13 protein-coding genes and 1 tRNA gene are annotated in these 13,222 nt (G+C 60.9%); 9 read left to right on the top strand and 5 right to left on the bottom strand.

Annotation, left to right across the window (positions count from 1 at the left end; genetic code table 11):
- The first annotated feature begins 12 nt into the window (after positions 1–12).
- From infB to pnp, 5 genes are all read left to right on the top strand, one after another.
- Positions 13–2,496, top strand: coding sequence for a translation initiation factor IF-2 (infB, locus tag ACZ5BH_RS00890; protein WP_464890046.1), 2,484 nt, complete (start codon positions 13–15; stop codon positions 2,494–2,496).
- 9 nt (positions 2,497–2,505) lie between these two features.
- Positions 2,506–2,883, top strand: coding sequence for a 30S ribosome-binding factor RbfA (gene rbfA, locus ACZ5BH_RS00885; protein WP_464890045.1), 378 nt, complete (start codon positions 2,506–2,508; stop codon positions 2,881–2,883).
- Between the two features lies 1 nt (position 2,884).
- Complete coding sequence (gene truB / locus ACZ5BH_RS00880; protein ID WP_464890044.1) at positions 2,885–3,802, top strand: tRNA pseudouridine(55) synthase TruB; 918 nt, start codon at positions 2,885–2,887, stop codon at positions 3,800–3,802.
- A gap of 106 nt (positions 3,803–3,908) precedes the next feature.
- Positions 3,909–4,178 carry a 30S ribosomal protein S15 gene (rpsO, locus tag ACZ5BH_RS00875; RefSeq protein WP_464890043.1) on the top strand — a complete coding sequence of 90 codons (270 nt, stop codon included), beginning with the start codon at positions 3,909–3,911 and terminating at the stop codon, positions 4,176–4,178.
- 50 nt (positions 4,179–4,228) lie between these two features.
- Positions 4,229–6,316, top strand: coding sequence for a polyribonucleotide nucleotidyltransferase (pnp, locus tag ACZ5BH_RS00870; RefSeq protein WP_464890042.1), 2,088 nt, complete (start codon positions 4,229–4,231; stop codon positions 6,314–6,316).
- 117 nt (positions 6,317–6,433) lie between these two features.
- Here pnp and ACZ5BH_RS00865 read toward each other — a convergent pair whose 3' ends face one another.
- Both ACZ5BH_RS00865 and ACZ5BH_RS00860 read right to left on the bottom strand, forming a co-directional pair.
- Complete coding sequence (locus tag ACZ5BH_RS00865) at positions 6,434–7,018, bottom strand: VIT1/CCC1 transporter family protein (protein WP_464890041.1); 585 nt, start codon at positions 7,016–7,018, stop codon at positions 6,434–6,436.
- Positions 7,019–7,040: 22 nt separating this feature from the next.
- Entirely contained in the window at positions 7,041–7,316 is a 276-nt protein-coding gene (locus ACZ5BH_RS00860) for a DUF211 domain-containing protein (protein ID WP_464890040.1), read from the bottom strand.
- Positions 7,317–7,467: 151 nt separating this feature from the next.
- On the opposite strand from ACZ5BH_RS00860, the gene ACZ5BH_RS00855 reads away from it, so the two are divergent.
- The 3 genes from ACZ5BH_RS00855 to ACZ5BH_RS00845 all read left to right on the top strand — a co-directional run bounded on the left by ACZ5BH_RS00855 (position 7,468) and on the right by ACZ5BH_RS00845 (position 9,433).
- Entirely contained in the window at positions 7,468–7,776 is a 309-nt protein-coding gene (locus ACZ5BH_RS00855) for a hypothetical protein (RefSeq protein ID WP_464890039.1), read from the top strand.
- A 152-nt stretch (positions 7,777–7,928) separates the two neighbouring features.
- Positions 7,929–8,019, top strand: a tRNA-Ser gene (locus ACZ5BH_RS00850).
- A gap of 133 nt (positions 8,020–8,152) precedes the next feature.
- The gene (locus ACZ5BH_RS00845; protein WP_464890038.1) at positions 8,153–9,433 is read left to right on the top strand and encodes a tyrosine-type recombinase/integrase; all 1,281 of its coding nucleotides are present in this window, start codon (positions 8,153–8,155) and stop codon (positions 9,431–9,433) included.
- Positions 9,434–9,531: 98 nt separating this feature from the next.
- On the opposite strand, the gene ACZ5BH_RS00840 is transcribed toward ACZ5BH_RS00845, so the two are convergent.
- On the bottom strand, positions 9,532–10,245 hold the full coding sequence (locus ACZ5BH_RS00840; protein ID WP_464890037.1) for a hypothetical protein: 714 nt from the start codon (positions 10,243–10,245) through the stop codon (positions 9,532–9,534).
- Positions 10,246–10,248: 3 nt separating this feature from the next.
- Positions 10,249–11,439, bottom strand: a complete 1,191-nt coding sequence (locus ACZ5BH_RS00835; protein ID WP_464890036.1) for a tyrosine-type recombinase/integrase — start codon at positions 11,437–11,439, stop codon at positions 10,249–10,251.
- Positions 11,440–11,582: 143 nt separating this feature from the next.
- Between ACZ5BH_RS00835 and ACZ5BH_RS00830 the strand changes: the two genes are divergently transcribed.
- Positions 11,583–12,620, top strand: a complete 1,038-nt coding sequence (locus ACZ5BH_RS00830) for an IS481 family transposase (protein ID WP_464889278.1) — start codon at positions 11,583–11,585, stop codon at positions 12,618–12,620.
- 39 nt (positions 12,621–12,659) lie between these two features.
- Here ACZ5BH_RS00830 and ACZ5BH_RS00825 read toward each other — a convergent pair whose 3' ends face one another.
- Complete coding sequence (locus tag ACZ5BH_RS00825) at positions 12,660–13,166, bottom strand: hypothetical protein (protein WP_464890035.1); 507 nt, start codon at positions 13,164–13,166, stop codon at positions 12,660–12,662.
- Positions 13,167–13,222: the final 56 nt, after the last annotated feature.

The following is a 13,222-nucleotide window of genomic DNA, read 5'->3' as shown; positions in this document are numbered from 1 at the left end:
AGAGAACACGATATGGCTGAAGTCACAGTCAAGCAATTCGCGGAAGTCGTCGGCGTGCCGGTGAATCTTCTGCTCGAGCAGCTCAAGGAGGCGGGCGTGTCGGTCACCGATGCCGATGCGACCATCTCCGAGGAGGAGAAGCTGTCGCTGCTGACCTTCCTCAAGAACAAGCACGCGCCGAAGAAGGAAAAGGCCGAGAAGAAGGTCACCCTGGCCCGCCGCTCGGTCAACCAGGTCAAGACCACCACCTCCCAGGGGCGCACCAAGACGGTCACCATCCAGCGCCGCAAGAAGCGGGTGATCAAGCCGGGTGAGGCGAGCGAGGCCCGCACCGATCAGGAACGGCTCGAGGCCGAGGAGGCCCGCCGCAAGCTCGAGGAGCTGGAAGCCGAACGCCGCGCCCGGGAAGAGGCCGAGGCCCGCGCCCGCGAGGAAGCCAAGCGCCTCGAGGAGCAGCGCAAGGCCGAGGAAGAGGCGCGCAGAAAGGCCGCGGCCGAGGCCGAGAAGGCTCCGGCGGAAGCCCCCGCGGCGGCGCCGCCGCCCCCGCCGCCCCCCGCGGCCGAGCGCGGACGCAAGAAGGGCAAGGAAAAGGAGAAGGCCCGCGAGGAGAAGCACACCAAGTACGGCCGCAAGGAACTGCACGTGGCCAGCGACAAGGCCGGCCGCCGGCGCAAGAAGCCCCGTGGCCGCGCCGTGACCACGGCCACCTCCGGCGAGCACGGCTTCCAGAAGCCCACCGCGCCCATCGTGCGCGAGGTGGCCATTCCCGAAACCATCACCGTGGGCGATCTGGCGCAGAAGATGTCGGTCAAGGCCGCCGAGGTGATCAAGGCCCTGATGAACATGGGCACCATGGTCACCATCAACCAGGTGCTGGATCAGGACACCGCCGCCATCGTGGTCGAGGAACTGGGCCACAAGGTCAAGCTCATCGAGGAAGGCGCGGTGGAGAAGGAGATCATCGAGGAAGTGGAAGAGGGCGAGGCCCTGCCCCGCGCGCCGGTGGTCACCATCATGGGCCACGTGGACCACGGCAAGACCTCGCTGCTGGACTACATCCGTCAGAGCCGCGTCGCCTCCGGCGAGGCCGGCGGCATCACCCAGCACATCGGCGCCTATCACGTGGAGACCGAGGCCGGGAACATCACCTTCCTCGACACGCCCGGCCACGAGGCCTTCACCGCCATGCGTGCCCGCGGTGCCAAGGTCACCGACATCGTGGTGCTGGTGGTGGCCGCCGACGACGGCGTGATGCCCCAGACCCGCGAGGCCATCCAGCATGCGCGCGCCGCCGGCGTGCCGCTGATCGTGGCGGTCAACAAGATCGACAAGCCCGAGGCCGATCCCGATCGGGTCAAGAACGAACTGGCCCAGGAAGAGGTCATCCCCGAGGACTGGGGCGGTGACACCATCTTCGTCAACGTCTCCGCCCACACCGGGCAGGGCGTGGATGAACTGCTCGATTCCATCCTCCTGCAGGCCGAAGTGCTGGAGCTCAAGGCCCCGGTGGACGGCCCGGCGCGGGGCATCGTCATCGAGTCGCGGCTCGACAAGGGCCGCGGTCCGGTGGCCACCGTGCTGGTCCAGCGCGGCACCCTGCACAAGGGCGACATCCTGCTCGCCGGCCTGGAATACGGCCGGGTTCGGGCCATGCTCAACGAACATGCCCGGCAGCTCGACGAAGCCGGTCCCTCGATTCCGGTGGAAGTGCTGGGCCTGTCCGGCGTGCCCGCGGCCGGCGACGAGGCCACCGTGGTGCCCAACGAGCGCAAGGCCCGCGAAGTGGCCGACTACCGCAAGACCAAGGCCCGCGAGCTCAAGCTGGCCCGTCAGCAGGCGGCCAAGCTGGAGAACATGTTCAGCCAGATGCAGGAAGGCGAAGTGGCCACGGTCAACATCGTCCTCAAGGCCGACGTGCAGGGGTCGGTGGAGGCCATCTCCGATGCCCTCACCAAGCTCTCTACCGACGAGGTGAAGGTGAAGATCGTCTCCGCCGGCGTGGGCGGCATCACCGAATCCGACGCCAACCTGGCGGTGGCCTCCAATGCCATCCTCATCGGCTTCAACGTGCGCGCCGATTCGGTGGCCAAGCGCATCATCGACGAGGAAGACGTGGATCTGCACTACTACAGCGTGATCTACGATCTCATCGACGACGTGAAGAAGGCCATGTCCGGCCTGCTCTCGCCCGAGACCAAGGAAGAGATCATTGGCCTGGCCGAAGTGCGCGACGTGTTCCGCTCGCCCAAGATCGGCGCCATCGCCGGCTGCATGGTGGTGGAAGGCGTGGTCAAGCGCAACAACCCCATCCGCGTGCTGCGCGACAACGTGGTGATCTTCGAGGGCGAGCTGGAATCCCTGCGCCGCTTCAAGGAAGACGTGATGGAGGTCAAGCAGGGCATGGAATGCGGCATCGGCGTCAAGAACTACAACGACGTCAAGGTGGGCGATCAGATCGAAGTCTACGAGCGGGTGCAGGTCGCCCGCGAACTCTGATCCGCGATCATGCCCAGGGATTTCAGCCGCACCCGCCGGGTCGGGGAACAGATGCAGCGGGAGCTGGCCCAGCTCCTGCAGCGCGAAGTGCGCGATCCGCGCCTGTCCGCCGTGACCGTCTCCGGCGTGGAGGTCACCCGCGACCTCTCCCTGGCCAAGGTCTATTACACGGTCATGCCCGAACAGCTTTCCGTGGACGAGGCACAAAAGGCGCTGGAGAAGGCCGCAGGTTTTCTGCGCCATGCCCTGGGCGAGCGCATGATCATCCGCAATGTCCCCCAGCTGCGTTTCATCTATGACGAGACCCTGGTCAAGGGGACCGAACTGGCCAACCTGATCGATCAGGCCGTGGCCGAAGATCGCAAGAAACATCAGGATTCAGACTAACGTGGCACGCAGACGAAATCGCGGCCGTCCCGTGAACGGCATCCTTCTGCTCGACAAGCCGCTGGGCATCACGTCCAATGCCGCGCTGCAGCAGGTCAAGCGCCTGTTCCGCGCCGCCAAGGCGGGGCACACGGGCAACCTCGACCCGCTGGCCACCGGCCTGCTGCCCATCTGCTTTGGCGAAGCGACCAAGATTTCCAGCTTCCTGCTGGATTCCGACAAGCGCTATGTGGGCACCATCAGGCTCGGCGTGATCACCCGCACCGCCGACGCCGAAGGCGAGGTGCTGGAGACCCGCCCGGTGGGCGAGTACGGCGAGGCGCAGATCCGCGACGTGCTGGATCGCTTCGTCGGCGAGATCGAACAGGTCCCGCCCATGCACTCGGCGGTCAAGGTCAATGGTACGCCCCTCTACAAGCTGGCCCACAAGGGGATGGAGATCGAGCGCAAGCCGCGCACGGTCACCATCCACAGCATCGAACTGCTGCGCCACGCAGGCGACGAGCTGGAAATCGCCATCCACTGTTCCAAGGGCACCTATGTCCGCACCCTGGCCGAGGAAATCGGCGAGGCCCTGGGCTGCGGCGGCCACCTGTCCGCCCTGCGGCGCACCGCCTCCGGGCCCTTCGACATCGACGAGGCGGTGACCATGGCGCAAATCGAGGCCGCGGCGGAGCAGGGCACCGAAGCCCTCGACGCCCTGCTGGTGCCCATCGAACGGGCCCTGGCCGACTGGCCGGCGGTGAATCTCACCGACAACTCGGCCTACTACGTGCAGCAGGGCCAGCCGGTGCTGGTGCCCCAGGCGCCCACGGCCGGCTGGGTGCGTCTGCACCGGGCCGACGGCGGCTTTCTCGGCGTCGGCCACATCCTCGACGACGGCCGGGTGGCCCCCAAGCGGCTCATCAAGGCCGGCTGAACGCCGGGGAAATTCCGCGGAATTTCTTGTCTGCGCGCCAGCGCGCGGGTAGAATACGCGCTTTGCAAAATCGGTTGAATTTTTTACAGATTACAGGAGCTTGCGAATGGCCATCAGTGCCGAACAAAAGGCCGCTATCGTCAACGAATATGCCCGTGGCCAGGGTGACACCGGCTCGCCGGAAGTCCAGGTCGCCCTGCTGTCCGCCCGGATCAACGATCTGTCGGACCACTTCAAGGAACACATCCACGATCATCACTCCCGTCAGGGGCTGCTGCGCATGGTGAGCCAGCGCCGTAAACTGCTGGATTACCTGAAGAAAAAGGATCTGGACCGGTATCGCGAACTGATCACCCGTCTGGGCCTGCGCAAGTAACGCGCATTCCTCCTTATCCGCCTCCAGCCAGCAGAACCCGAGGGAACTTCATGACGACCCCTGTGAAGAAAGAATTTCAATACGGCGCCCATGCCGTCACCCTGGAAACCGGCGAAATCGCCCGACAGGCCACAGGTGCCGTCATGACCCGGATGGGCGACACGGTCGTGCTCGCCACCGTGGTGGCAGACAAGAAGGCCGCGGAAGGCCGCGACTTCTTCCCCCTGACCGTGGACTATCAGGAAAAGACCTACGCCGCCGGCAAGATCCCCGGCGGTTTTCTCAAGCGGGAAGGGCGCCCTTCCGAACACGAGACCCTCACCTCCCGCCTGATCGACCGTCCCGTCCGGCCCCTGTTCCCCGAAGGGTTCACCAATGAAGTCCAGATCATCGCCACCGTGCTGTCGATGGATCCGGACGTCAGCCCCGACATCGTGGCCATGATTGGGGTCTCCGCCGCCCTGTCCATCGCCGGCCTGCCCTTCAACGGGCCCATTGGCGCCGCCCGCGTGGGTTACATCAACGGCGAATACGTCCTCAATCCCTCCATTGCCAAACTCAAGGAATCGGATCTGGATCTGGTCGTGGCCGGCACCGAGAACGCCGTGCTCATGGTCGAATCGGAAGCCAAACTCCTCTCCGAGGAAGTCATGCTCGGCGCGGTCATGTTCGGCCACGAACAGCAGCAGGCCGTGATCCAGGCCATCAAGGAATTTGCCGCCGAAGTGGGCACCGAGCCCATGGAGTGGACCCCGCCGGAGAAGAACGAAGACCTGGAAAAGGCCGTGGCCGAGCTCGGCGAGGCCGCCTTCAAGGAAGCCTACACCATCCGCGAAAAGCAGCCCCGCTACAACCGCCTTGGCGAGATCCGCAGCGAAATCATCGAAAAGCTGGCCGGCGAGGAAGGCCCCTACAGCGAAGAGGAAGTGCGCGGCGCCATCGAGAAGCTCGAGAAGCGCGTGGTGCGCGGCAAGATCCTCAACGGCGAGCCGCGCATCGACGGCCGCGACACCCGCACCGTGCGGCCCATCAATGTCAAGGTGGGCGTGCTGCCCCGCACCCACGGCTCGGCCCTGTTCACCCGCGGCGAAACCCAGGCCCTGGTCACCGCCACCCTCGGCACCGAGCGCGAGGCCCAGATCATCGACGCCCTGGAAGGCACCTACCGCGAGCCCTTCATGCTCCAGTACAACTTCCCGCCCTTCTGCGTCGGCGAAACCGGCCGCGTCGGCAGCCCCAAGCGCCGCGAGATCGGCCATGGCCGCCTGGCCAAGCGCGGCGTCCTCGGCGTCATGCCCAGCCAGGACGAGTTCCCCTACACCATCCGCGTGGTCTCCGAGATCACCGAGTCCAACGGCTCCAGCTCCATGGCCTCCGTCTGCGGAACCAGCCTCGCCCTGATGGACGCCGGCGTCCCCCTCAAGGCCCCCGTGGCCGGCATTGCCATGGGCCTCATCAAGGAAGACGACAAGTTCGCCGTCCTCACCGACATCCTCGGTGACGAGGACCACCTCGGCGACATGGACTTCAAGGTCGCCGGCAGCCAGGACGGCGTCACCGCCCTGCAGATGGACATCAAGATCGACGGCATCACCCGCCAGATCATGGAAATCGCCCTCGAACAGGCGAAGGAAGGCCGCCTGCACATCCTCGGCAAGATGAACGAAGTCATTGCCGAGCCGCGCACCGAAATGTCCATCTACGCCCCGCGTTACATCACCTTCAAGATCAACCCCGACAAGATCCGCGACGTGATCGGCAAGGGCGGCGCCACCATCCGCGCCATCACCGAGGAAACCGGCACCACCATCGACATCAGCGACGACGGCCTGGTCAAGATCGCCTCCAGCGACTCCGCTGCCGCCAACGAAGCCCGCCGCCGCGTCGAACAGCTCACCGCCGACGTCGAAGTGGGCAAGGTCTACGAAGGCAAGGTCGCCAAGCTCATGGACTTCGGCGCCTTCGTCACCATCCTCCCCGGCAAGGACGGCCTGGTCCACGTCTCCCAGATCAGCGACGAGCGCGTGGAAAACGTCTCCGACAAGCTCTCCGAAGGCGACATCGTCAAGGTCAAGGTCCTCGAAGTCGACAAACAGGGCCGCATCCGCCTCTCCATGAAAGCCGTCGGCAAGGACTGACCCTGACAACCCGACCAAACCAAAAGGGCCGCACCGCGGCCCTTTTGCATTCCCCACTCGAAACCCCGCGATTCATTCTTAACCCCGCGTAGGAGCGGCGCAAGCCGCGATATTCCCTCACCCCGCCAACCCCAACACCAACCCCACCGTCACCAAGGCAACCACCAACGTCCGCAACCCCGCCCAGAGCCAGAAACTGCCACTGATCCGCCCCAGGAACACTCCCAGCAGAAACAGCAGCATGATCGCCATCCCGATGCTGGCCGACAACGGTCGGACGGGCAGCGCCACGCCCAGCTTCCCCAGCCACAGCGGCAGGATGATCACCAGCGAGATGAGCAGCGGCGACAAGCCGTTGACCAGGGCGACGAGAACCGGGATCAAGCGGCTTGCCATGCCATGGGTCGAGGCCTGCAGATCAGTCATCATCGCCGATTCCAGCTCCCGCAGCTCCTTCTTCTTCTCCGCCGATTCGCTGATGTAGGCACTGGTCAGGCCGCTCATGCCCAGTGCGATGGCCGCGCCCAGACAGGCACCGAGGACGACGCCCGGCTCCACATCGACCCCGCTGGCCAGAAAACCCACGGTCAGGCCCAGCATGGTGAGCGCGCCATCGAAGCCGTTGACCACGAAATACCGCCGGGCGATGGCTTCCGAACGGGTGATGGTGATATAGAGGCGGAGTCGTTCGAGGAGATTCATCCGCAACGACCGGAGGGCGTGTTCATTCCGCGTGGACTGGCGGCGTGCCGACCACGTTCACTTCGTCGATGCTGTGCAGGGAACCCCCCATCTCCTCGATGGCGGACTGGACGGCAGCGAACGGAATGTCGTCCCCCTCGACGACCAGCTCGAGGGTTTCGGTCTTGTCGTCCATTTCCAGCACGGTGGCCCGCACTTGGCAGTCGCCGCACTGTTCCACGATCGCCGTGGTGAACACCAGCAGGTTGGGGTGATGGGGCTTGAGGACGTCAAGCACGATGCGTTTTACCTCGGGCATGAAAGCTCCTTGGCAGAGATGTGGAAGCCGATCCGGCTCCAAGCATAACCCCTGCCTAATATTTTTCCATCCCCCGTAGAAGCGGCGCCCCCGCCGCGATACCCCTCACCCCCACGGTTCCCGCTACCCAGGCTGATATTCCCGTGAAACGGTGGTAAAGGTCACCGGCACCGGCCCGGACATCCTCGAGCACCAACGCAGCAGCGTGATCATGCGCTTCCCCGACAGCGTTTCCTTCGAATCCGGCAGCGATCAACCCGTCGCACCATTCATCAACCTGATAAGGCGAATCAGGACCATCCTGCAGGAACCGCCGGGCCGGATCATCGTCGACGGACACACGGACGACCGCCTGCACCGCAACCGGCGGCTCGAGATCCGGATCGACTTCCCGGAATCCCCCTGCCATCCACCCCGACATGCCGTCTTCAAAACTGATTCCGTAACCCAGACCCATTGATCACCGGGAGAATCTGGCCAAAAAATCACCAACATAACTCATTGAAATAACTCTGAAAATTTTCCACCATCCTTTCCATGAATTTTTCCCAGATTATGGTAGAATCTCGCGCTTCACGGGTCCCTCACCCGTTGAAAATCAAGCATTTATCCGGAGAGGTGTCCGAGTGGTCGAAGGAGCACGCCTGGAAAGTGTGTATACGGTAACCCCGTATCGAGGGTTCGAATCCCTCCCTCTCCGCCAAGTAACACCAACACTCTAAGTTTTTCAATTACTTAGAGTTTTCTGTGTCACCGCATCCTGATTGGGTGTTACATCGTGGTGATACAGCCGGGTACGCCTGCAGCATCTTCCAACGCAAACAGGAGATGCTGTCATGCCTTACCTCACCACTCATCGCGGAACCTTCTGGTTCCAGATCCGCGTTCCCAAGCCCCTCGTCCCGGTCTACGGCGCCCTGATCCGCCAGAACCTTCAAACCCAGGATCGGACACTGGCTCAGCAGCTGGCCTACCGGCTCGCAAGTCACTGGATGGAACGCTTCGCCTCTGAGCAGTTGGGCAAAGGCCAGCCGCCAATGCCCGCAGCATTGCTCGTCGAGGAGCCAACCGCGCTCGCCTCGCCAACAACTGCCACATCGCTCCCGGGGCAGAATGTCCAAGCGGAACCGTCTGAAGTAACGTCCCTCACGACCCTTGATGATCTCTATCAGTACTGGCGAAAGCTGAATCCCGGCTGTAGCGCGAGTACCTATCACGACATAAAGGCCGTTGTGAAAGAGTTCTCGCGGTTCGTCAAAAAAACACCGGCGGAGCTGATACGAGTGGATATCACCCGCTATCGGGACCATCTTCTGGGGAAAGGCCTAGCCCGCTCTACGGTGGCAAAGAAAATCAGTTTTATCGGTACCCTGTTGCAAACGGCTGTTGACGGTGGCTATTTGTCGCACAACGTGAGCAGAGGCCTGCGGATCCCCAAGGCCAAGGTGGAAGTACAGCGGCGAAGGGCATTTACTACCGAAGAGCTGAGGCAGATTTTCACGTCGCCGGTCTTCTCGGAAGGTCGCCGTTACCGTGCTGGCGGTGGTGAAGCCGTGGCATGGGTGCCGATGCTGGCGCTGGTGACGGGTGCACGTGCCGAGGAAATCTGCCAACTTCGTCTCGACGATATTCTGCTGGATGAGACACATGGTCCATTGATGAGAATCACCGACCATGGAGCGCAACAGCGTGTCAAGACAGTGGGATCCAGGCGGCAAGTGCCACTGCATCCTGAACTGATACGCACTGGGTTCCTTGAGTATGTCGAGGAAGTCGCCGAACAGAATCATGATCGGGTGTTCCCCGATCTGGATCCGGATCACGACGGTCGTTTTAGCGGAAATTTCTCAAAATGGTTTGCTCGATACCTGCGTAGTGCCGCCGGCTGCAATATACAGGATCATCGTGTGGTGTTTCATTCATTCAGGCACACGTTTAAATCTCTCTGTCGGGAGTCTGGGATCCCGGAAGAAGTCCACGATGCCCTCACGGGACACTGTTCAGCATCTGTTGGTCGGAGCTACGGGCATGTGCCGATGAAAACCCTTGTAGAGGCAATCGCAAATCTTGAGCTTCCGATCACGTTGCCGCGGGTGACAATGGGAGGTGCATCATGAGGCGGTCGTCAGCAGATTATCGATCGTGGACCATGAACGATTGGTGTGTTTTTGTTCAGTCGCTTGGGGTTACATCATTGACTGCATGGGCTAATAGATCACGGAGCACATACAACCGGGCGGTCATGTTGGGCCTGCAGCGCAAGGTTGCCCGTAAACTCGGATGGTTGCCGAGACTGGAAAAAGGCGAAATGCAAAGGATGACGGACGACGAGTTTGTCGCTCGCTTCCGGGAGCGAGGTGTTCGCACGGTTTCGGATATGTGGCGCGCGGCACAACACTGGTGCGAATATCTGCGCCGGGAAGGGCGGCTCGAAGGCGTAGCAGAAAAGCTCGGCTTTGGTTATGCCATTGAACGACATCCGCCCGATCTGGAATACTATCTGGAACGGTGTCGCTTGATTGGGGATGTTTCCGCGTGGTGCCGGATCGACCGCAATGCTGCGGATGCCGCAAGAAAGCATGGGTTGATGCCGCAGATCCAGAAACTCGCGCCAAAGCGACCAAAGAAAGGTTATTCCACAGCAGGCGGTCGTTGCAAGAGTTTGCCGGAACTTGCCGTAGCGCGCCTGCTTGAAGCAAACGATATCAGATTTGTTACTCAGGCAAGGTATCCGTTCACGTTTCCACGTGGAAAACGCCGGGCTTGCGAATCGGATTTCTATCTTACAGAAGAAGGCGCATATGTTGAAGTTTGGTCCGTGACGCTTGACGACGACAGTCCGCACTGGGCCGATTACCTTGTCAGGCGCCGGTTCAAATCGGAAATGTGCAACAAGTTGAATTTGCGAGTGATCGATATCGAGGGCCAAATACTATTCCGGGCCAGTCCCGAAGCCTATATCGAGCACATCATGGCGGCCTTGTCGCGTGCGGGTGTCCCTATCACCGTCTCGCTGGGAGGGTGGGCGGCATTGGTCTCTGAGCAGGGTGAGTAGGTGATGGGTTAATGCCTGTGCTCCTTCCTTCAGGTCATCCTCATCCAGAAATACGCCCGGGTCATAGTGCCTGTCGTGAACGTCCTGGTCGGCGTGCCCCAGGAACCGATGACGGATCCGCGAATCGACACCGGCGCGACGCATGACCCGATTGGCGGTACTGCGCAAGGACTGCAGAACAAGACGTCGATCGTCCGGAAAGAGTTCGCGGAGCAGGCGATTGAGGCGCTTGCTTGCGGCGTTGCCACGGGTGCCGTACTGGTTGTGGCTGCCGTCCGGAAACAGGTAGCTACCAGCACGTTGGCGAGAGACGAGCCAAACATGGAGATCTGGCACGCTTTTGCTCAGCAACGGCAGTTGCCGTGCGGATTCAGCATTTTTCAATCGTGTCTCGCCATGCCCGGTTTGGCGATGGTCGGCGATTCGAACCAACCAGCCGTTCTTGGTGGGTGCAAGATCGCCGGCTTTCAGCTGAAATGCTTCCTCAAGTCGCGCACCAAGCAAGAGCATCAACAAGATCAGACAGTAATCGTCCAGCTGCTGGGGGCAGCGTTTCCGAGCCTCTGCGAGAAATATACGAAGCTGTTGGTCGTTGAATGGTTGTCTGGAATCCCGAGGTGCCATTCTGGCCGGAAAGGCATTGTCAAAAATCTGAGCAATTTTCCGATTGGTATCGAAGGGGTGTAGCAGTGACTTCAGGATCCGTAACTTGTCGATGATGGTGTTCGTACAATTGCCGCTTTCAACCCACATCTTTTTCAGAGAATCGAGATCGTCGGGCGTGATTGCTTGTATCGGACGCCGACCGAGGATGCGTTCGAGATCGGACGAGACGGCCTGATATTTGTCAAAAGTCTTCTTGTTGACTTTCCCTCCAACCGATTGAATTCGCTCCGCCCAGCGCTTTACGAGAATCGAAGCAGGATCGCCCCACAACTCGACCAGTGGTAGTTGAGAAAACGCAGGCGGGTAGAGTTCGAAAATCGATATTTCGCCTCGAATGACGGCCAGTGACGACTTGAGCATGTCGACACGGCTGGCGTTGAAGCGTTGTGCGAGGATCTCCAAGTCATGCGTATTGCCTTCAATCCGCACATTTAGGTGTATTAGTTCAGACCCGATCTGACACCTCACAGTTGAAAAAGTGAGGGTTACCGGTTTTGATGGGGGTGCGAACCCAACCCAATCAAAACACGACGGAGGTAACCCTCATGTTGCATAGTAGCGAACGAATCATCAAACACAAACTCGGCTTGCTGAATCTGGCCGAGGAATTGGGAAACGTCTCTCGAGCCTGCAAGATCATGGGGCTGTCCCGAGATACCTTCTACCGGTATCAGAAAGCGGTCGAGGAAGGCGGAATCGATGCCCTGCTGGAGCCGGACCGTCGGCGCCCGAACCCCAAGAACCGGGTGGCGCCGGAGGTCGAAGAGGCGGTGGTGGCGTATGCCATTGATTTTCCGGCCCATGGCCAGGTCCGAGTCAGCAACGAACTGCGCAAACGGGGGATCTTCGTCTCCCCCACCGGCGTGCGCAGCATCTGGCTGCGCCACGAGCTGGCCAACTTCCGGAGCCGCCTGAAGGCCCTGGAGGCGAAGATGGCCGCCGAAGAAGGGCTGATTCTGACGGAAGCCCAGGTCCAGGCGTTGGAGAAGAAGAAACTCGACGAGGAGAACCACGGCGAGATCGAAACTGCCCATCCCGGCTACCTGGGCTCACAGGATACCTTCTACGTGGGCACCCTCAAGGGGGTAGGCCGTATCTACCAGCAGACCTACGTGGACACCTACGCCAAGGTGGCCCACTGCAAGCTGTACACAACCAAGACGCCGATTACGGCCGCCGACCTGCTGAATGACCGGGTACTGCCCTTCTACGAAGCCCAGGGCCTGCCTGTCCTGCGGGTCCTCACTGACCGGGGTACCGAATACTGCGGCAGGCCCGACACCCATGACTATGAGCTGTTCCTGGCGGTCAATGATATCGACCACACGAAAACCCGGGCCAAATCTCCGCAGACCAACGGGATCTGCGAGCGGTTCCACAAGACCATTCTCCAGGAGTTCTATCAGGTGACCTTCCGGAAGAAACTCTATGAGAATCTGGCATCGCTCCAGGCCGACCTGGATGAATGGCTGGAGTACTACAATACGGAACGAACCCACCAGGGCAAGATGTGTTGTGGGCGTACCCCCATGGCAACGCTGGAGGACGGCAAGAAAATCTGGCAGGAGAAGTTCGTAGGCTGAGCTTGACCTGACAGTCGCCCCCGGAAAAACCGGTAACTGTCAGATCAAGTCTGAACTACTACAATTTAGGCGGTTTTCGACCATTGCTATCGCCGTCTGTAACGGCTGAGGGTTGAGATAGCGTAGGTCATCTTGTGCGGATTTCAGCCGGTTTATAATGGAAATTTCCTCCATTTTCCATACTTTTCGTGGTTTCTTTCTGAGTTCCTGGATCCGCTTGTCGAAGCGACTAACCTGCCATGTACGCCACGTCTGGATAAACCGTTCTCCTATTTCCATATCTTGATTGAGGAAGAAGCTCAGCTTGCTGTGCGTCACTGTTGGAGCGTTTTCTTCATCGATGATGGGGGCTTGGGTATTCCGGAACACTTCCTTGTATTGGCTGGCTAAACGCATGGCATGCGCGACAGCCTCGTGCTGGGGGATGTTGCCAAGGTGCTGGCGTATCGTCGTTCTGCCACCGAATGCCGATCTTGCGTGCACAGGGATCCGGATCTGGAAGATCCATCGATTTCGCGCTGACTCCCAGGTCAAATATTTGGGCATGTTGTTTCACCGTGCGACGGCCGTGGCCAGCAATGACACGGCTTCGGTCAGGTTTT

Source organism: Thioprofundum lithotrophicum (assembly GCF_055387065.1).
This window is presented reverse-complemented; position numbering and strand designations above follow the sequence as displayed.

Excerpts from the sequence above, each read along its gene's own strand:
- ACZ5BH_RS00860 (WP_464890040.1), bottom strand. The coding sequence starts at position 7,316 with ATGCCCGAGGTAAAACGCATCGTGCTTGACGTCCTCAAGCCCCATCAC.
- rbfA (WP_464890045.1), top strand. The coding sequence starts at position 2,506 with ATGCCCAGGGATTTCAGCCGCACCCGCCGGGTCGGGGAACAGATGCAG.
- infB (WP_464890046.1), top strand. The coding sequence starts at position 13 with ATGGCTGAAGTCACAGTCAAGCAATTCGCGGAAGTCGTCGGCGTGCCG.
- rpsO (WP_464890043.1), top strand. The coding sequence starts at position 3,909 with ATGGCCATCAGTGCCGAACAAAAGGCCGCTATCGTCAACGAATATGCC.
- ACZ5BH_RS00830 (WP_464889278.1), top strand. The coding sequence starts at position 11,583 with ATGTTGCATAGTAGCGAACGAATCATCAAACACAAACTCGGCTTGCTG.
- pnp (WP_464890042.1), top strand. The coding sequence starts at position 4,229 with ATGACGACCCCTGTGAAGAAAGAATTTCAATACGGCGCCCATGCCGTC.
- ACZ5BH_RS00825 (WP_464890035.1), bottom strand. The coding sequence starts at position 13,166 with ATGCCCAAATATTTGACCTGGGAGTCAGCGCGAAATCGATGGATCTTC.
- ACZ5BH_RS00845 (WP_464890038.1), top strand. The coding sequence starts at position 8,153 with ATGCCTTACCTCACCACTCATCGCGGAACCTTCTGGTTCCAGATCCGC.
- ACZ5BH_RS00865 (WP_464890041.1), bottom strand. The coding sequence starts at position 7,018 with ATGAATCTCCTCGAACGACTCCGCCTCTATATCACCATCACCCGTTCG.